Raw genomic sequence first — 19,085 nt, 5'->3', positions numbered from 1 at the left:
AGACACCAGCGTCTGGAGGAGTCCATCTGCACGATCAGCGGTAGTCTCCGCGGCCGCTCGGGTCGCGATCCTGCCGCTAACTGGCGTGACATCAATCGTTCTTGCCCGCACGATCACTGGAACCTACGGCGTCGAGGCATATGCGGTCTTCTCCCTCGTCGTGTCACTGCCGTTGCTTCTGCCGGTCATCGACCTCGGTCTTGGGGCGGCGGTCACAAATGCAGCAGCAGGATTGCCGTCCGAGGCGGAGAAGTTCGTCGCGATCCTTCGGGCATCGGGCAAGTATCTTCTCGGCGGATGTGCCATCGGCCTTCTTGTCATCAATCTGATTGGTCTACTTCAGCTGTGGCCCCCCATCCTCGGCGTCGATCAGGTTCTCGGCATGAACTGGGGAGTCTGTCTCGCGCTGTCGGTTTTCCTGATGACTATGCCAGCATCGATCGGATACGCAATCCTCATCGGTTTGAAGCGGAACCCGCTGGCGATTCTGCTGCAAGGTGTTGCCCCGATTTTGTCGGGCCTTGTTGTCATCGCGGCGTCGTTGCAGTTGAATCTGCAAAGTATCATTGCGATTTCGACAATCGGCATTCCGATCGCATCGTGGCTTGCGCTTGCCATGGCCATCGCGTCACTGCGCGCACGCGGCATCCGTCCGAACCTTCGACGACCCGTCCAGACCCGACCAGCGCTGTTCGGATCGGCCGGTCCGATGCTCGTTATCGCGCTGGCGATGCCGTTTGCCATCCAAGGCGGCCGGTTGATTCTGAGCTGGCGTGCGTCGCTGGAGGACGTAGCGGTGTACTCAGCAGCAATGATCGCGTTCCTGCCCGTATTCTCGATCGCGCAGGTGGCCGGCCGCTCGTTGTGGGGTGAGTACGCGCATGACCGCGCAAACCACCACAGCAGTACCCGTCGCTTCGCCATCGGCCTCACGACCGGCGCAGTCATCGGTCTAGGCGGTTTCGCGGGTCTCGTTGTAGCGGGACCATTCGTCTCACGACTAGCAGTAGGAAATGCAGTCCATGTGCCGTGGGCGCTGTACTGGCTGCTGGGCGGTGTGGTGCTAGTCCAAGCCTTGCATCTAGCGTCCGGGATGTATCTGACGGACTCCCGCGGACTAAGATTCCAAGCACTGACAACCGTCTTGACCGTGGTTTTTGTAACTTCCTGCACGGTCGTCCTGGTAGGTAGCGCCGGTACGCTCGCCCCAGCGATCAGCCTCCTGATAGGCCTGACTCTCTGTCAGTTTGTTCCGTGCCTGCTCCACGCGGTCAGCCGATTGTCCGTTCGAGAACGGTGGCTGACCTACGCAGGACACAGCAAATCCTCCGCCCGTACCTAGATTTCGATCGCAGGAAGGTTCCGAAGCCCTCGTGCGTAGTACGCAGCACGCAGGAACTGAAAGTTCCCGATTAGGTACCGACGCCAGAGGCGCCGAGGCTCCGTCGCGAGACGAAACAGCCACTCAGTACCCGAATTCTGGATCCACACTGGTGCCTCCCGAACCGTACCGGCGAGAAAATCGAACGCCGCCCCGACCGCAACCGTCGGCAACTGCGCCATCTCTGCGATCGTTGCACCAACCACGTCTTGCTTAGGCGTTCCCAGAGCTACCCACACGATCTGTGCGTCTGTTCGCTGAATCTCACTGACGCACTGCGCGTAGAAATGCTCGGTCACCGGCGCGAACGGAGGGGAGTAGGCACCTGCGATCTGAATCCCAGGAAAACGTGCTGAGGCCTGCTCCACCAGACTCGCCAAAGTGTCTTCGGTTGCGCCGAGGAAGAAATGCCTCACGTTGCTCCGGCGACCGATATCCAGAACCTCGACGAACAGGGAGGGACCACGAACCCGACCTGCGAATACGTCGACGTCTGACCCGTAATTCATCACCCACGGAATAGGGGTTCCGTCCGGGAGGTTCACTCCCGGGCCATTCATCACGGCCCTGTACTCCTCGTCCTGCGCGGCAAGCGCGACGCAGTAGGCATTCGACAACCTGATCGGCATCGCGACACCTTTGACTGCAGCCTCAATGATGGTTTCCGTCGCGTTGCGAAGAGTGGTGACGCTGAAAGGGATATGGCCAACGCCACGTCTTTCGAACCGTGCGCCAATTGAACCGGTAGTCATGAACGATGGTCCTCGTGTGAATGCACTCTGAGTCTCGCCGGAGTGACTGCTTTAGTCGAAGCTTCAGGCGAGACGGGGACGAGTGTGGGTCGGTAGTCAGGGTTTGCCCGCAACGACCGAAACCAGACCTACGTCGTCCCGGCTCGATCTTCAGGGAAGTAGGATCGTCCGAGCGTCAGATCGCTGCTCGCGCAGTTTACCTGGGAAATCGTCAAAAGAGGAACAGTCGATCTACGACCTCGTGGCTAGCGATCAGATAGATGATCCGTGCCACATCATCTGCGCCTCGACTGACGCATACCGCGGTGAGCAGCGACTCTATGCAGCCAGCTATTATTTCACCGGGGTTCCCCAACTGCCTCCACCAAAGCTCGAGACGAGGATTCATGAAGCGCGCGTTGATAACAGGTATCACCGGTCAGGACGGGTCGTACCTTGCTGAGCTGTTGCTGCGGAAGGGCTACGAGGTACACGGCCTGATCCGCAGGGCCTCGAGCTTCAACACGGCGCGGATCGACCACCTGTATGTCGACCCCCACGATCCCGAAGCGCGACTTTTCCTCCACTACGGAGACCTCAGCGATGGTGCGCGACTCGTCACTCTCCTGGCCGGGATCAGGCCTGACGAGGTATACAACCTCGCAGCCCAATCGCATGTGCGCGTGAGTTTCGATGAACCCGAGCACACAGGCAATACAACGGGCATTGGGTCGGTCCGCCTGCTCGAGGCTGTGCGTCTCACGGGTTTGAACTGCAGGTACTACCAGGCATCGAGTTCAGAGATGTTCGGCGCAACACCCCCACCTCAGAACGAGGAGACACCCTTCTACCCCCGCTCGCCGTACGGAGCGGCGAAGGTTTACTCGTACTGGGTGACGAAGAACTACCGGGAGGCGTATGGCCTGTTCGCCGTCAACGGCATCCTCTTCAACCACGAATCACCTCGGCGAGGCGAGACCTTCGTGACCCGGAAGATCACACGTGCGGTGGCACGGATCAAGGCGGGTGTGGAGGAGCACCTGTACATGGGCAACCTGGACGCCATCCGCGACTGGGGTTACGCACCCGAGTACGTCGAGGGCATGTGGAAGATGCTTCAGGCCGACGAGCCCGACGACTTTGTTCTTGCCACGGGCGGGAAGTACTCCGTTCGGGACTTCCTCACCGTCGCATTTGAGCATGCAGGCCTGGATTGGGAGAAGCACGTTCGGTTTGACGAGCGCTACCTCCGCCCCACCGAGGTTGACGCGTTGATTGGTGATGCGAGCAAGGCTGAGGAAAAGCTCGGCTGGAAGGCCGCCGTGCATACACCCGAACTCGCCCGAATCATGGTGGACGCCGACATCAGGGCACTCGAGCACGAGGGCCGTCCGTGGATCGATTCTCCCGCGCACCCTGATTGGGAGATCCTGTGACGGAAGCGAGTTTCGTACCGGGACCACTCGATCGTCACGCGCCTCTCTACGTCGCCGGTCACCGCGGCCTGGTCGGCTCCGCGATCTGGCGTCGGCTCGAAGCAGACGGATTCGACAACCTCATCGGTCGATCGTCGAGCGAGCTTGATCTTCGCGACAGAGAGGCGGTCTTCGAGTTCTTCGAGCAGACCAAGCCACGCACCGTGGTGCTGGCGGCCGCCAAAGTCGGCGGCATCCTGGCGAACAACACCTACCCCGTCGACTTCTTGTCCGAAAACATGCGCATCCAGGTCAATGTCCTCGACGCGGCTCTCGAACATGGAGTCGAGCGGTTGCTCTTCCTCGGGTCGTCCTGCATTTACCCGAAGCTGGCTCCACAGCCCATCAAGGAGGAGTACCTCCTCACCGGGCACCTCGAACCCACGAATGATGCCTACGCGATCGCGAAGATCGCCGGCATCCTGCAGATCCAAGCAGTGCGTCGCCAGTACGGGCTGCCGTGGATCTCAGCGATGCCGACCAACCTCTACGGTCCGGGCGACAACTTCTCCCCTCAGGGATCACACGTACTTCCCGCACTGATTCGGCGGTACGACGAAGCCCGTCATACCGGCCTCGAGTCGGTGACCAATTGGGGCACAGGCTCACCGCGGCGCGAGTTCCTCCACGTTGACGACATGGCGTCGGCGTGCCTGCACTTACTCGAGAACTACGACGGTCCGGACCAGGTCAATGTCGGCACAGGCGAAGACTCGACGATCAAAGAGATCGCACAGATCGTCGCCGAGGAAGTCGGCTACGGCGGCCGCATCGAATGGGATACGTCTAAGCCGGACGGAACTCCGCGGAAGCTCCTCGACATCACCAAGCTGCGGAACTCGGGATGGGAACCAAAGATCGGCCTCCGCGAGGGAATCGCGTCGACCATCTCCTGGTACCGACAGCACGTGGACCTCGTGCGGACCTAGCGCTCACGTTCCACCAAACACCTACCCATGCTCCAGATAGTGAGTTCGCGGTGACTACTCGCATTGCTGTGTTCGGCACCGGCTACCTCGGTGCCACCCATGCGGCCTGCATGGCCGAACTCGGCCACGAAGTCCTCGGCGTTGACGTCGACACAGAGAAGCTCGCAAAGCTCGAGGCCGGAGAGGTCCCGTTCTACGAGCCAGGCCTCGAGGACGTCCTGCGCCGCAACATCGCCGCGGGACGGTTGCGATTCACTTCGTCATACGAAGAAGCCGCGGCATTCGCTGACGTGCACTTCCTCGGGGTCGGCACCCCTCAGAAGAAGGGTGAGTTCGCCGCCGACCTGAAGTTCGTCGACGCCGTAATCGAAACCCTCGCACCCCTGATCACCAGTCCTGCAGTGCTATTCGGGAAATCGACCGTACCGGTAGGCACGGCCGAACGTCTCGGGTCTCTCGCACGAGAACTCTCGCCAGCAGGCGCCGACCTTGAGGTCGCATGGAACCCCGAATTCCTGCGCGAAGGTTTCGCCGTCCAAGACACCCTGCATCCAGACCGGCTAGTGCTCGGCGTCGACCGGAATCGTCCGGGCAGGGCAGAGCAGGTTGCGCGTGAGGTCTATGCGCAGCTCCTCGGGGAGAACATCCCGTTCGTGGTGACCGACCTGGCCACCGCCGAACTGGTGAAGGCGTCCGCGAACGCCTTCCTCGCCACCAAGATCTCGTTTATCAACGCGATCTCCGAGGTGTGCGAGGCAACCGGCGCGGACGTCACGGTACTGGCGGATGCGATCGGGCACGACGCTCGCATTGGCCGCCGCTTCCTGAACGCCGGACTTGGATTCGGCGGCGGCTGCCTTCCCAAAGACATTCGTGCCTTCATGGCCCGGGCGGGAGAGTTGGGCGCAGACCAGGCCCTGACGTTCCTACGGGAAGTAGACAACATCAACATGCGACGTCGCACGCGAATGGTCGAACTTGCCCGCGAGGCGTGCGGATCCCTGCTTGGCGCGCGCGTTGCAATCCTGGGGGCGGCCTTCAAGCCCGACTCCGACGACGTCCGCGATTCACCCGCACTCAACGTCGCCGGGCAGATCCAACTCCAGGGCGCGTCCGTCAACGTGTATGACCCGAAAGCCATGGAAAACTCGCGCGCGCTGTTCCCCACTCTCGGCTACTCCACCACGGCGATGGACGCGTGCGAGGGTGCCGATGTGGTTCTCGTACTCACGGAATGGCCGGAATTCCAGAAGCTCCAGCCGGCCGACCTCGATGCCGTCGTCCGCAGGAAGGTTCTAATCGACGGGCGGAACTGCCTCGACCCGCAACAGTGGCGCGAGGGCGGATGGACCTACCGCGGACTGGGGCGGCCGTAAGAGGTGAACGGTTCAAGATTCCAGACAATATCGACAGGATCAGCCTGACCGATACGAGCAGTTAGACTGCATCAGTGCGGAAAATCGTCGCAGCAATGATAGTTGCGACGATCCTTATCTGCTGCACTGCTGGTGCCGGGTTCATCGTCTACAACAGATCCGCGGTGGACGACATAAGATCAGTTGACGCGATCGTTGTGCTTGGCGGCGAACGGGACGGTCGCGAAGAGTTCGCGTTCGACCTCGCTCGCCAAGGCCTGTCGCGTAACGTCGTGTTATCGGATCCGTACGGCCCTTACGGCACCAAGTTGGCTGCCCGCTGCGAAACCCGTGACCCTCGATTCACAGTCAGGTGCATTCCACCGAATCCAAGCACGACTCTCGGCGAAGCTGTCTTCACCCGCAATCTCGCTACTGCGAACGGCTGGAATAGTCTTATGGTCGTCTCGTGGCGCTACCACCTGCCCAGAGCACGGTACATATTCTCCCGCTGTCTCGACGGCAGAGACGTTCTCATGGTGCCAGTGCCTGGGACATACTCAGTTGCCCGGTGGGCGTACCAATACCTCTATCAATCAGCGGGGTTCGTCAAAGCATTTGTGCAAGATCCAAGTAGCACATGTGATGGTTCACAGCCAGGCACGTAGCGGCATGGCATTCGCCATTCGACCGCTAATGTGGATCCTGTCTCGGATCACGACCATCCCGACGAGTGCATCCACATCATCTGAGTCTGTTTCCGCCCGCCCTAGTTGCTGTCGCAGTTCGGGACGCTCACCGACACCGTCAGTGCGTCGACCAACGGCGGCAACGGCACCCGCTGCGGTCAGCTCGATCAGCTGAAGCTGTGACGGTGAAAGGCGTCCGCTGCCAAGCAGATCCCGCTTAGAAGGTATTTGCTAGATCCGATTGGGCCGGGAGATTCAAGAAGGGTCAGTGTTTCCAATCGATCCGGACAAAGTTCGGGTCGAAGGCCTTTCGCCCGCGTGGGGACGGAAGTATGGTCACCGTCATCAGCAGTGCGATAACCGCGCCGCGTCTGTCCGCGCCTATCTTCTCCCATCGTGCGCGGAGATCGTCGGCCCCTATCTTCTCCCATCGTGCGCGGAGATCGTCGGCCCCGATCGACTTCGCCAGCCGGTCCCATTGCGTCTGGACGGCGAAGGCGCTGTCGATCCGGGTGACGTCGTACAGCGCTTCGAGCAGCCCTTCTTCCCCATTATCGGGCTTGCCGAGGACAGGGCGCATGTCCTCTGCGGTGACGCGGTCGATCACCAGCGTGTCAATGTATGCATCGAGAGTGTCCTGTCGCCTCCACAGGTGGGCTGACTCTTTGCAGACGTAGTAGTGCGTGGCCCGGCTCGCCGTGACGTGTGTCGTGCTCCCGCATTTCCCGCAGAGGTAGACACCCGATCCCTGCCAGCGCCGATCCCGTGCCGCCGTGCGTCGGCCATCGAGTATCCCGACTACTGTCCGGTGCGTGTGTTCGTCGATGATGGCGGGCCAATGGCCGGCACCGACGATCTGCCCCCTATATGTGGACAGCGCGGCATAGGTCGGATTCCGCAGCACGGCAACTACCTTTTTGCTGGTGAAGGGGTTCCCCTCGCGGGTGGTGAGCCCGGCTGTGTTCCACCTCCGCGAGATTTCTCCGGTGGACACACCGGACGACAGCGACCGCGCGCCCTCCCGTATCGCCGCCGCCTCCGACTCCACGACCGCCGCACCGTGTGCGGTATATCCGAACATCGGGATTCGGGTGCGCCACTCCCCGTCCAATGCCGCCTGTTTGCTCGCCCCGGTCATCCGTTCCTGCGTGCCTTCGATCGCATGCCCGCCTTGACCTCGCTGAGTATCCGCCAGTTGTTCCTTCGTGGCGCGCTCCAGCCATTATACGGTGCCAGTTCGAGGGCGTGATCTTCGCCCAAATCCATGTCGATGCCGCACACTCTTTCTACGTGGCTGCATCCAGATAAATGCGGCCCATCTGGCGCGGCTTCCTTGTTCTCGGGGTCCGAAACGGGGCAGTCCTGGTTCGGGTTGAGCCTGATCGCGGCTCTTTTGTGCGGCAATCATGGGCGCGGATAGTACTGTCGAGGATTGTGGCTGATCAACGACGATGATGCGCCGCCGCCGCAGTAGTTGAAGGTGGCTGGGGCGAGGACGGCGCCCTGCGCCCGGTCATCGAGAGGACAGCGCGGGCCCGGCCACGCCCCACAGATCCTCTGCACCAGACAAGCCGGCGGTCGCTCCTGCAAACGCCCTGCCCTTGTTAGGCGTGCGGTGGAGGGACTCAGAGCTCAGCGAGAGACACCAGGCCCGACCTGCCCCCAGTCGCGCTCGCACACCTTTTACGGTGCTTCCCAGGTCTCAAGATTCAAGAGGTCGGGGTAACCCATTTCGTTGAGTGCGCGGGCGATCTCGTGAGTCGGAACGCCTGCGTAGAACGGGACCTCCGCACTGTCCTTGACTCCCAAATCCTCGGCGACAATCCCGATGACACGCCCGTCCTGCGCCACGATCGGCCCGCCGCTGTTGCCGGGCCGAGCTGTTGCCGAGAACAGCATCATGTCGTTCCGCCTCTGGTTCTGTACCTGCGGGTTGACGACCTCGCCACGATGCACCACCACCGCGGGCTCAGCAGCTTGTGGCACCGGTGGATAACCGAAGCTCCATGCCGAATCTGACCATCCCGGGCCCCGAAACGCGATGCCACCACCGTCGGCGTAAGTTTCCCCCAGGCCAGTCACTTCGAGGATGGCGACATCGACAGGATTGGCATGTGAGAATTCGCCTGTCTCATGATATCTACTGTCTTCGACCCGTAGTTCTACCGCATCAATGGTGGACTCCGGAGAATCTACAGGTGGCGACTTCGGTGTCCACAGGATTTCATCGACAGTCATATCTGTCACCACATGTGCGTTGGTGAGAATATGGTGGTTGTCGAGTAGTAAACCAGTGCCGCAACTCGCATCTCCGTTTGATTTCCTACCTGAAATTTGGACTGTCCGAGCGATATAGCTACGGATTATCAGCTCCGGTCCTAGGCTTTCGCTCAGCCAGAGATCTCCCGCAGCCTGTGCCTTCGTTGCCCCACCGTGCATCGCATAGAACGTGTTTCCCAGGGGCGGCGGCAATGATGCTCCCGGCATCTTCTGCAGCAAACCATTGGAAACAAGCTGATCCGCGATCGATGTGATCTGCCACATGACTGGATAGGGATCGCTGATTAAGCCGAGCCGCGGAAGTAGAGCGAAGAATTGCTGCATCGAAAGAGGTCTGATATCGCCGGACGACTCTAGGCCGATTATCTCTGACAATTTTAGATAATTCTTTGGATCGAACGCGACCAGCATGTACTTTGCGATATTCAGGCGAAGATGAAGCGGGAATGGCGCATGGGGTGCAGGACTCTGTTCAGACACCGCTACATCCAAGCACCATTCAGGGATAACTGCGGTTTGGCGTACGCCTTCCAAAGTGAACCGGGTGACACCCGCCGACAGCTTTGGTTTTGGCAATATATCCCTCCGCAGCCCACCGCTGGAACGACCGCCGCCTGGCGACGGGGGCCCGATCGGGTTTCGGGCCACGGCCAGTCACGTACTCGGTGGTGTGCGGCACCGGTGTCGGTCCGGACACCCCACGGCTCCCGGTCTGATCGCCTCAGCGCGGGGGGTGGCTCCGGATCTCGGCGAGTTCGGCGCGCAGTTCCTCGACCCGTTCGCGGCTGGCCTCGGTCTGGGTGCGTGCTGCGGCGAGGTCGGCACGCGCGGCGGCGAGTTCGTCACGAATGCCGTCTGTGCGGGCCCGTTCGGCCTGAACGGCGGCCCGTGCCTCGTCGAGGTCCGCTTCGAGCCGGTTGATGGTGGCCGCGGCGGCTGCGGCCGCCCGGTCCGCGCCGCCGCGGATCTGGACGACTTCGTCGCCGAGTTCGGTGGTCTGTGTGCGCAGGGATTCGACGAGTTGCTCCTGCTCGACCAGCCTTTCGCGGTAGGAGCTTTCCATCGTGCGCATCTGTTCGGCGTGGCTGGCGTTGGCGTCGGCGAGCGCGGTGGCGGACTGCTCCGCCGCTTGCTCGGCGGCCTGGGCGGCGGCATCGGCGTTGATCCGGTCGTCGACCGCGGTGTCGAGCTGATCGCGGAGTTGTTCGATCTCGGCGGCGGCATCCGCCCGGACCTTGTCCGCAGCGACCTGGGCGCGGCGTAGATGCGCATCGACAGCAGCGGGGTCGCCGAGCAGGTTCACCGACTCGGTGATGCGGGTGGCGACGGCGGACAGCCTGTCGGCTTCCTGCCTCAACAGCGGAAGGGACTGAGCCAGGGTTGCCGAGGCCTCGATCGGATCGGTCGGCGCCTCAGCCGTGTCGGCTGTAGTCGAGCCGGACTTTCCCTTCTGCCTGGCCCGCCAGGCGCGGACCCGGTCGGCGTCCGAGGCGTACTCCCGAGGCCTACCCGGCCTGCTCTCGCTCATCTCGACGCCACTCCCCCTCGATAAACGGGTTATCACCCCATCATCGTAACATTACATAACATTTCGTTTCATTTCATTTCATAACAAAATGTAACGGAATGTCGAGAATCGGCTGGGGTGGGGCTGCCTCGACCACTCACAGGACGACCTCGCGCCGCCCGAGGCGCGGGCTCTCGCCACCAGCTCGGGCTCAGGGCCACCGCGGCCCGCGAGCCGACGACCTCCGCCCCGAGCTCGCCGAAGCGCGTCACGCCGGTGCCGCCGTCACGAACGGTCCACTCCCCCACCCCGAAACGCATCAGACGATGCTGTTCGAAGCGTGAGCCCGGACGACCCGTTCCCTCCCGGACCTGACGGCATCGGCACTGGAGACCGTGCGGGGCAGTGGGATCGGTACCGGTCGCGACGATGACGAACGGAAACGGTGCTCCGACTCCCTCCCTCTGCGTTCGGCCTCGCCGTGGATGACGCCGTGCGCCAGAGGATTCGGTGTGTACAGCGGGTCGGGCCTGCCGAGGAGAGGGTGCTCGGGAACGGGTTCACCAAGAATGGCCAGACCGCCGCGGTGCACGGTCAGTCCGGTGATCGAGGCGACCAGCACGACGGTCTTGTCGAACACGACGAGGACGATCGACGAGGCGGCGACGTGATCGGCACGCAGCTTCCAGACGCCGCGGCCGAGCTCCCACAACTCCGCCGTTGTCAGACCTGGGGCGTACCCGACGTGCGTGCGGCCCAGGGGGTCGCCGGGGCCGGCGGGGCAAGATTCGCCGAGGGTGACCCGGACCGCGGTGATACGCGGCGGGGCCTGCTTCGGGCGAAAGCCCCGCAGCTCGGCCAACGCCCCACTCTCCCGGTCCCGGGGAAGGTGGGTGAACAGGGGATAGTGCCGGTTCGCGAGGTGGACCGGGGGCAGCTCACCGGTCGCGGTGAAACGTTGCTGCTCGCAGAACTGCAGGCGCCGCTCGATATCGGTGTCCAGGGATGTATCGCGGATGTCGAAGCCGAGCTTCTTCAGGCCCCACCCGATGTCGCTGTCATGCCAGCCAGGGAGATACGTGTGCCGGAAGTGGCCGGCATCGTCCGGCACAGCATTGTGCATCTCCTCCCGGCAGCTCGGCGGCAGCGCGTCAAGGATCCGCAGCATGCACGCGCCGAGCAGGCCCGAGGTGGGGCAGCTGAGCGTGGGTCGGTGCTCGATGGCCGCGAGGGCGACGTACACGCTGACCATCCGCACGAAGTACGCCTCCACCAGCGGAAAAATCTTGTCCCACCACTCGACGGTGTCGGCCGCCGTGGCACAGAACAGGGCGTAGAGGGGACTGCCGTCGAGGACGCGGACCGCGGCGGCCGCCGACTCGTCGAGCCGGTCGAGGATCAGGCGTGCGTGCTCGGTGACCTCGCACTTGCGGCACGGGTGGGCGAGCACCCGGAAGGTGGATTCGGAGGGCTGAAACCTGCGGTGGCCGCAACTGTAGACAAGACAGCCGGGTGCGACGCAGTGCAGGCAGGCGTGCAGGGCCCCGTTCTTCCACGCGGCGGGTGATCGCCGTTGCAGCGGTGTCTCACGCCACTCGTGCCCGACAGGACAGCGCCACCACAGCATCTCATGGGACGAGTTCGTCACCGAGTCGAGATCGACCCCGGTATTGCGGGTCGGATGTAGCTGACGGAACAGTTCTGGGTTCTTGTCTTTGAAACGCACACGCCCCCCTGAAGACTCACAATTGCGGTATCAACATTTCTCGGGCACCACCCGGCACCCCGTGATGCGTGCCCGGCGGCCGCTTACGCCAGCCAGGCCATGAACCCGAGGACGAACCACTCCCCGATCGCCGAGGAACACGGTGCCTTCGTTGCTCACGGTGTCGTCCGGCCGATCACGCCCGTGGACGAGAGGAACCCGACCACGATCGCGATTGCGATCGCGCCCAGCATCATCAGAAAGCCGGCGCCCGGGCCGAGGAACTTCGAAGACACCGTCGATCGTCGGCAGCGGATCCCTGACTCTGCAGAGGCGGATGCCAGGGCGGCGCCGGGCAGGGCGTGAAAGCTCATCATGACTGCGCACGGTAGATCAGATTCACAGGGCGCACGTGAGGGAGTGGAGCGTCCTGACCAGCAGCGATGCCCGAGCGGGCATCGCTGAGCCTATCAAGACCGCCGAAGGCCGGGCGTGTCGCCGCTGGTCCGCCGGAGTGTCGCCGATGCGGCCGCTGTCCGGGCGCGCTTGTTTCCCTCTGGTGCCTCCGATACCGCAGGCGCAGGTAGCAGATCGGTACTGTCATATGGTCCGGGTCGAAGACCTCGAGGAGTGAAATCTGTGGCACGCAAGGTCGTAGTCGAGCTGGTCGACGACATCGACGGCACCGTCTTCACAGAGGGCGGCGAGAGCATCCACTATGCCGTCGACGGTGTCGAGTACGTCATCGACCTGAAGGACGAGCACGCCACGGAGTTCCGCGAAACCTTCGAGTACTACATCGCGCACTCCAGCCGGGTCGGCGGCCGCAAACACCGCGCCGGCCGCCCGGCCACCCCCACTACCGGGAAGCCGCGGCGGGGGGAGGCCGCGAAGATCCGCGCCTGGGCGATCGAGCAGGGCTACGAGCTCTCCGGGCGCGGCCGCATCCCCACCGAGATCGAGGAGGCCTTCCGCGCCGCCCACTGACCACGGTCGGGGTGGGTTCGCGCAGGCGCGTGCCCTCGCCGGATCGCTTTCGGCGCTCGGAATACTCCCGGCTGGTCCTTGCGTTGAACAGGCTGACGGTGGCGCGCATACCCCGGGTACCACACCAGAACAGTCGCTGCGAGCGACCACTTGCCGAGAGGCGATATGGCGTCACTGTCACCCCCGACCCGGGTAAGACCTACAGTGCGTAGCGTTCTCGGGACGTTTGGGGATGAGGAGCCGCTGACATCGGGGAAGGTGCCGGCGGCTTTCCTTGTGGAAATGGCTACGGAGCAGCGGCGGATTCCGATTGCCGCCTCTGGTGCGTAGTCCAGCGTAGAAGATCGGCCCACTGGTCCAGTGCGCTGAGGTGAACCATCGTCGGCTCCGGCACCCGTTCACCAGGAGCGCCGGACCGCCGTCGTGACCGGACAGCTCGTGCGTCCGAAGTGGTGTCTTCCTACCGGCGGACAGGTGTTCGGCGCTCGAGGCGGGGCGTCGGCGGCACTCATCTCCAACGCAGCGTAATGGCAGTTGTCGCAGCGATTGGTGGTGACGGCGCCATCGGTGGTGACGGCGCCATCGGTGGCCGCGATCGTCACGATCGCCGGACCGGCGGCCCTGCAGTGTGCGCCTTGACGCAGTAGTGCCCGCGACCCGATACTTGAGGTGCCCACGACATAGCGCTCGTGGGAAGTGGACCCGGGAGCTCTCCGGACGGTGAGTCGCCCGGGTTTTGCGTATCTAAGGCAGGGTATGCACTTCAACCAGATCGGCCACCGCCTTTCGGTAATGTCCCCGCTTCCCCCACGCCCAGGCAATTACGTCAGGAACCCACAGCATCGGCTCGCTCGTAGGTAGCGCGTGCCGGAAGGGGAACCCCGGTCCGCTCGAGGCCATCAGTGCCGCCCGGATGACGTGCCGGTCCTGTCGATCCTGATCGCAGGATTCGAGCCAGAGTTGGCGGACACCCATGGTGTCGAGGTCGGTGACCATCGCGGCAAGGGCCTCGTCGCGAGCATGGCGCTCCGGCCGGCCGTGCAGTCGCGCGACATACAGGTGCGCCCGCACGTCGAGCGCAACAACCCCCCGGATGATCTCGTGTGCTCTGCGACTGTCATGCGACATGTGGATCCGTGCAGCCTTCGGGGCGCGGAGCGCCTTGAGTGCCTTCCGGGCCTCGGTCAGATCAGCGGGGGCGATCGTCGCCGCGCAGACAAGGTAGTCACCGCGACGTGACTCGTCCGCGAACGCGTGCATCGCTCACCTGCCTCTCGAAGTTTGGTGACGGCAACCCAATCACGCGGGCGTGCAGCGTTCAAACCGGCCTGTGCATGACCTGGGGATAATCTCAGCCTCAGTTGGGGGTTTCGCTGGGGCTCGCGCTGAGGGGCGTACATCGCAAACCGGGGACAGTTCGCCTTGGGGCGGTCTCTGGATCCGCTCGTCGTGGTCGGGTCCGGGACGTCTCATGCGTGATCCGGGCAGAGCAGATCGGGCGCAATGGTCCATCCGGTGCCTGCGAGCCATTGTCGAACCGGTTCGGCCAGCTCACCGTTCTCGGCCAGCTCAGCGAAATCGCCGGCGAGGATGGGTCCGTCGCCGCAGACCCTGCACGCGACGTCGAATGCTGGTTGCCCGGGTTCGCACTGCCTGCAGTGCTGTCGACTGATCACGGTCCCGCGATGGTCCGGGTCGGGGTGGAGCCACATCACGGCGAGGTCCGCGCGCTGGTGCGCCGCCTCGGCGCGCGTGGTGGGTTCGTGTCCGCAGGTCTGGCACGTCCGCGAGCGCAGCACCGGCGCAGGCGGATCGGCTGTCACGACGACATTCTGCGTGGCCGGGGCAGGGTCCGCACTTCGCTTGTTCAGATGCCCATACACGGTGGTGCGCGGCACTTTCAGCATGTCGGCGATCTGCGCGACGGTGTGCTCCCCCGCGTCGTAGAGCCGTTGCGCGAGTGTGATCTGGTCGGGGCTGAGCTTCGAGGGTCGGCCACCCTTGCGGCCGCGGGCGCGGGCGGCGGCCAGGCCGTCGCGGGTGTTCGCGGCGATGAGCTCGCGTTGGAATTCCGCCAGGACCGACAGCATCCCGAACATGGCGCGGCCCTCGGCGGTCGCGGTGTCGATGCCCGGCTCGAGCACCTGCAGGTCGATGCCGCGCTCGCGCAGGTCGGCGCCGAGGGTGATCAGGTGCAGCATGGACCGGCCCAGCCGGTCCAGCCGGGTGATCACCAGGACGTCGCCCTCGCGGAGCCGCTGCAGCACCAGATCCAGTTGCGGCCGTGAGGCCTTCGCCCCACCCGCGTGGTCGACGTGGATGTCCTCGGCCGCCACCCCGGCGCTGCGCAACGCATCGACCTGATGGTCGGGGTTCTGGCCTGCGCTCGAGACACGTGCGTAGCCGATCAGCATGTGTCGAAAATACCCTGAGGTGAGGTTTTCCGACATGCCGCTAGTCAGTGGGCAGGCCGAGGATAGGGGTCACTATTTTCCGTTGGAACCGCACGTGTGAGCCCCCGTCAGGGGGATCTGAGATGTTCGGCTGGCGGGGGCCACTGCACCGGTGACTTCGCCTGAGGGGGATGCGAAGGATCGGAGCCAGTCCAGGATATTCCCGAGAGGTGGGCCTGCGGCAGAGGTGCCGGGTGGTCCTACTGGGGCAGCTGTTGCCCGGTGGCGAGGAAGATGACCCTGCGGCCGACCTCGACGCAGTGGTCGCCGAAACGTTCGTAGAAGCGGCCCAGCAGGGTGGCGTCGACGGCCTCGGTGGTGCTGCCGTCCCAGGCTGGTTCCTGGATCACGGTGAGAAGGTCGCGATGGAGGTCGTCGAGGCGGTTGTCGGTGACGTCGAGTGCGAGAGCCAGGGCGGGGTCGCGGGTTTGCAGTACCAGGGCGGCGGCGGTGGCGAGTTCGCCGGCGAGGCGTCCCATCTGGACGAGAAGGTGTTGCGTCTGGCCGTGGGCTACAGGGTGGGGGTGTCGTCGGCGCACGCTCTCGGCGATGTGTTCGGCGAGACCGCCCATCCGGCTCAGGTCCGACACCAGGAACACACCGGTGACGACCTGGCGGAGGTCCCGGGCGACGGGTGCCTGCAACGCCAGCAGGGCCATCGCCTGGTCCTCACACGGCCCCCGCAGGGCGCCGATCCGCTCGGTGACGGCGAAAACTTTCTCGGCGTGGGTCAGGTCGGCAGCGTCGAGGGCGTCGGTGGCCGTGGTGACGGCGTCGCCGGCCAGCTGGCACATCGTGGTGAGCTGGTCGAAGAGGGTGTCGAGCTGGTCGTGAAACTTCGTCCGCATCTGCTCATCATCACTCACGATCACGGGCGTGGTACTTCTGCGGGTGGGACGGGGATCATGCGGGTGGGACGGGGATCAGCGACGGCACGCGAGCCGGCAGCGGAACCTGGACCCGCACACCGACTTCGACCCTCGTTCGGGTCCCCGAGCCGACGGTCTCCCTGCCGCCGCGCCGGTGTGCAGGTATCAGTCAGGCCGGGGAGCGAGGACGCGGCGTGGCTCAGCGGTGCCGGCGCACCGGTCCGGCCCACAATCCGGTGGCCGGGGTTTGGGGTGGCGGGGAGGGGACCATCACCACGTGCATGACGGGCGGGGCCGGAGGCGGTCGCCCGTGCCGTCCCCCAGGTTCGGGTTCTACCGCTTCGGGGTCTTGCCGGTGGGCTTTGCCTGGTCGTGGTAGGCCCGGTGGTCGGGGTCGCGGAGCTGGGCGTAGGCGGTCAGGATGTGTTGGAGGTGCTCGTCGGCCGCCGGGTCTGCCCGCTGGGGGGTGCGGGTGTCGGGGTGGTGCCGGCGCAGCAGTCGCCGGTAGGCGCTGGCGATGTCGGCCTGGGATGCCGACGGGGACAGGCCCAGCACCCGGTAGGGATCGCGCTCGGTGGCCATCACCTCGCCTCATTCGTGGTGCACGAGAACAGGTGGTTCCGGGCTCGGGATGCCGGAACCACCAGGGCGGGGCGGGCCCGGCCCGCATCAGGGGACCCGCCCCGCTTGTCGGCTGCATGTGCTTGTTATGGGCATTTGTTCTCTGGGGGTGGGCACTGCCCGCCCGGACGGCCGACGAGACTCTCGGGTGCCAGTCGATGGCGCTGCGGCCCGGTCGAATCCGCCCGAACGCATGCTCGGATTCTCGGTCGGCGCCCTCACTTATCGTCTCGGGGATCGGCGGCGGGCGGGTGTGCCCGGGGGTCGCCGCGCCGCACCGCGAAACAGTGACAGGTGAGGGAGGCGGCGGCGGAACCCCGTCCGTTGGTTCCTCGTCTGGTTTCTCACTCCTTTCGACATCTCAGATGGTGCCCGGCTTTTCCGGTCTCGGTGGTGAGCGCTGGGTGGCGCGGATTCCGGGTAACGGCGGGGGAAGCGCCGTCCACCCCACCGGAGTCAGAGGAGAAAGACGTGGCGGACCGGCCGGTGCGGTGGCCACCCGACGGAGCAGGACCACGGCCTGCGGCGTGAGCGCGTCGGCGAGGATGCGGTCCGAATCAGCCACGAGCAGTGCGTAGTCCAGCTCGTGCCACGGCCACACCGTCTCGCGTTCGGTGCGCTCCCCGGTGTCGGTGGCGGACACCTCGGCGACCATATGTGTCGATGTCATCGTCTGTTCACCCCCTCCCGCACCGTCACCGTCGGTCAGGTGCAGCCGGTCGTGTCATCCAGTCGGGTCAGGCGGTGACGGCCTTCTGTTCGGAATGACCGTTGCTGCTGATTTCGATCTTGCGGGGCTTGGCCCGCTCCGCGATCGGGATCGTCAACCGCAGCACCCCGGACTCGTAGTTCGCCTCGATCTTGTCGACGTCGAGGTTCTCCCCGAGGAACAGCTGCCGGCTGAACACCCCGCGCGGGCGTTCGGCGGCGACCATCTCCCGGTTTTCGTTCAGTGCTGCCCGTTCGGCGTGCACCGTCAGGGTGTTCTTCTCGACGTCCAGATCCAGCGAGTCGGCGTCGACTCCGGGGAGATCGAACTCCACCACGAATCGGTCCTCTTCCCGCCAGGCGTCCATCGGCATCACCGCCGGACGGGCCGCGGTACCGAGGATCTGCTGGGTGAGTCGGTCCAGATCGCGGAACGGATCCGTGCGCATCAACATCATGTCCACCTACCTCCAGAATCCTTTCATCCCATCAGGTAAACTTCCTACAGATGCTGTAGATTCGTTATAGCATCTGCCGTAGACTATGACAAGAGGATGGGCGAGAAAATTCCGAATCGGAGCGACAAGATGCCGGAAGAGTCCGACCGACGGGAGTCCGAATCACCGTCAGTGCGTGGTGTTTACGGCATTTCCGTGGCAGCCGAGTTGTCCGGTTTCGGGGTCGCGGCGCTGCGCCTGTACGAGGAGTACGGACTGATCACCCCGGGCCGCACCGGCGGCGGCACCCGCCGCTACAGCGACTTCGACCTGACCCGGCTGCGGCGCATCGCCGAACTCATCGACGCCGGCGTCAACCTCGTCGGCATCGGCCGGGTTCTCGACCTCGAGCACCGTACCGGCGAACTCGAACGCGACAACCTCCGCCTGGAAGCGGACAACGCGCAACTGCGCGCAGAACAGGACCCCGCCGCCGAACCCGTTCGCGAGCCCGCCGATCCGGCGGTACCGGCACCGGAGACCACCCGGCGCGGGCGGCGTCGGCGCCCGGCAGCCCGCGGCCGAACCGGATCGGGGGATGGCCCCGCCCGGGAACGAACCGGCGGCGACCACCACTAAAAGCGACACCGGCACTTGAAAGACGACAGCGGCGAACTGTCGGCCAGGTCGCAACCGAGCGCACCCACCCGGGCCGTGCAGTGCCGCCATGAGCAGGCAGCCAGGGGTCCCGGGCACGTCGGGGGCTACCTCGGGGGCCCGGTGTTCCTCGAAACCGGACTCGGAGGGGCTGTCGAGGAACAGCGTGAGCGCGTGAGGGTCGACCGGGACGGGAAGTCATGTGCGGTGCAGGCGCTCGACCCTGGCAGAACTGTCGCCCGAGCCGACCACACTGCCCGACGATGCCTTTACGAGGAGCGGGCGACTGACGGGCGGTGTC

General features: G+C 64.4%; 18 protein-coding genes. 7 read left to right on the top strand and 11 right to left on the bottom strand.

Translation table 11 applies throughout. The features are described from left to right. Window positions 1-85: 85 nt before the first annotated feature. The gene (locus ROP_RS40170; RefSeq protein WP_043827558.1) at window positions 86-1,342 is read left to right on the top strand and encodes a hypothetical protein; all 1,257 of its coding nucleotides are present in this window, start codon (window positions 86-88) and stop codon (window positions 1,340-1,342) included. Here the strand turns inward: ROP_RS40170 and ROP_RS40165 are convergent. Beyond that, window positions 1,339-2,133 carry a WecB/TagA/CpsF family glycosyltransferase gene (locus ROP_RS40165; RefSeq protein ID WP_012691898.1) on the bottom strand — a complete coding sequence of 265 codons (795 nt, stop codon included), beginning with the start codon at window positions 2,131-2,133 and terminating at the stop codon, window positions 1,339-1,341. The genes ROP_RS40170 and ROP_RS40165 overlap by 4 nt on opposite strands. Before the next feature lie 386 nt (window positions 2,134-2,519). Between ROP_RS40165 and gmd the strand changes: the two genes are divergently transcribed. The 4 genes from gmd to ROP_RS42380 all read left to right on the top strand — a co-directional run bounded on the left by gmd (window position 2,520) and on the right by ROP_RS42380 (window position 6,539). Continuing rightward, window positions 2,520-3,548 carry a GDP-mannose 4,6-dehydratase gene (gmd, locus tag ROP_RS40160; protein ID WP_012691897.1) on the top strand — a complete coding sequence of 343 codons (1,029 nt, stop codon included), beginning with the start codon at window positions 2,520-2,522 and terminating at the stop codon, window positions 3,546-3,548. Continuing rightward, entirely contained in the window at window positions 3,545-4,516 is a 972-nt protein-coding gene (locus ROP_RS40155) for a GDP-L-fucose synthase family protein (RefSeq protein WP_012691896.1), read from the top strand. Before gmd ends, ROP_RS40155 begins: the two co-directional genes overlap by 4 nt. Before the next feature lie 50 nt (window positions 4,517-4,566). Further along, window positions 4,567-5,892, top strand: coding sequence for a UDP-glucose dehydrogenase family protein (locus tag ROP_RS40150; protein WP_012691895.1), 1,326 nt, complete (start codon window positions 4,567-4,569; stop codon window positions 5,890-5,892). Between the two features lie 95 nt (window positions 5,893-5,987). Then, window positions 5,988-6,539 (top strand): YdcF family protein, encoded by a 552-nt coding sequence (locus ROP_RS42380; protein WP_148222712.1) that lies wholly within the window; start codon window positions 5,988-5,990, stop codon window positions 6,537-6,539. Between the two features lie 286 nt (window positions 6,540-6,825). Here ROP_RS42380 and ROP_RS40145 read toward each other — a convergent pair whose 3' ends face one another. The 4 genes from ROP_RS40145 to ROP_RS40130 all read right to left on the bottom strand — a co-directional run bounded on the left by ROP_RS40145 (window position 6,826) and on the right by ROP_RS40130 (window position 12,073). Next, on the bottom strand, window positions 6,826-7,608 hold the full coding sequence (locus ROP_RS40145) for a recombinase family protein (protein WP_193384912.1): 783 nt from the start codon (window positions 7,606-7,608) through the stop codon (window positions 6,826-6,828). Between the two features lie 635 nt (window positions 7,609-8,243). Then, window positions 8,244-9,320 (bottom strand): S1 family peptidase, encoded by a 1,077-nt coding sequence (locus ROP_RS42375; protein ID WP_148222701.1) that lies wholly within the window; start codon window positions 9,318-9,320, stop codon window positions 8,244-8,246. 241 nt (window positions 9,321-9,561) lie between these two features. After that, a complete protein-coding gene (locus tag ROP_RS40135; RefSeq protein ID WP_043827554.1) occupies window positions 9,562-10,368 on the bottom strand; it encodes a hypothetical protein in 807 nt (268 codons plus the stop codon). A 298-nt stretch (window positions 10,369-10,666) separates the two neighbouring features. Continuing rightward, window positions 10,667-12,073: a zinc-ribbon domain-containing protein gene (locus tag ROP_RS40130; RefSeq protein ID WP_012691890.1), complete on the bottom strand. Its 1,407-nt coding sequence runs from the start codon at window positions 12,071-12,073 to the stop codon at window positions 10,667-10,669. Between the two features lie 618 nt (window positions 12,074-12,691). On the opposite strand from ROP_RS40130, the gene ROP_RS40125 reads away from it, so the two are divergent. Continuing rightward, on the top strand, window positions 12,692-13,039 hold the full coding sequence (locus ROP_RS40125) for a histone-like nucleoid-structuring protein Lsr2 (RefSeq protein WP_012691888.1): 348 nt from the start codon (window positions 12,692-12,694) through the stop codon (window positions 13,037-13,039). Window positions 13,040-13,783: 744 nt separating this feature from the next. Here the strand turns inward: ROP_RS40125 and ROP_RS40120 are convergent. The 6 genes from ROP_RS40120 to ROP_RS40095 all read right to left on the bottom strand — a co-directional run bounded on the left by ROP_RS40120 (window position 13,784) and on the right by ROP_RS40095 (window position 18,145). After that, window positions 13,784-14,299 carry a hypothetical protein gene (locus ROP_RS40120; RefSeq protein ID WP_012691886.1) on the bottom strand — a complete coding sequence of 172 codons (516 nt, stop codon included), beginning with the start codon at window positions 14,297-14,299 and terminating at the stop codon, window positions 13,784-13,786. 209 nt (window positions 14,300-14,508) lie between these two features. Next, entirely contained in the window at window positions 14,509-15,453 is a 945-nt protein-coding gene (locus tag ROP_RS40115) for a recombinase family protein (protein ID WP_012691885.1), read from the bottom strand. Between the two features lie 239 nt (window positions 15,454-15,692). Further along, on the bottom strand, window positions 15,693-16,340 hold the full coding sequence (gene phoU / locus ROP_RS40110) for a phosphate signaling complex protein PhoU (protein WP_012691884.1): 648 nt from the start codon (window positions 16,338-16,340) through the stop codon (window positions 15,693-15,695). A 354-nt stretch (window positions 16,341-16,694) separates the two neighbouring features. Then, on the bottom strand, window positions 16,695-16,943 hold the full coding sequence (locus ROP_RS40670; RefSeq protein ID WP_012691883.1) for a DnaJ domain-containing protein: 249 nt from the start codon (window positions 16,941-16,943) through the stop codon (window positions 16,695-16,697). A gap of 400 nt (window positions 16,944-17,343) precedes the next feature. Further along, window positions 17,344-17,652 carry a hypothetical protein gene (locus ROP_RS40100; RefSeq protein ID WP_012691882.1) on the bottom strand — a complete coding sequence of 103 codons (309 nt, stop codon included), beginning with the start codon at window positions 17,650-17,652 and terminating at the stop codon, window positions 17,344-17,346. A 67-nt stretch (window positions 17,653-17,719) separates the two neighbouring features. Beyond that, entirely contained in the window at window positions 17,720-18,145 is a 426-nt protein-coding gene (locus tag ROP_RS40095) for an Hsp20/alpha crystallin family protein (protein WP_012691881.1), read from the bottom strand. 132 nt (window positions 18,146-18,277) lie between these two features. Between ROP_RS40095 and ROP_RS40090 the strand changes: the two genes are divergently transcribed. Next, on the top strand, window positions 18,278-18,766 hold the full coding sequence (locus ROP_RS40090) for a MerR family transcriptional regulator (protein WP_012691880.1): 489 nt from the start codon (window positions 18,278-18,280) through the stop codon (window positions 18,764-18,766). The last annotated feature ends 319 nt before the right edge of the window (window positions 18,767-19,085 follow it).

It is taken from the genome of Rhodococcus opacus B4 (assembly GCF_000010805.1).
Lineage (GTDB): Bacteria > Actinomycetota > Actinomycetes > Mycobacteriales > Mycobacteriaceae > Rhodococcus_F > Rhodococcus_F opacus_C.
This window is presented reverse-complemented; position numbering and strand designations above follow the sequence as displayed.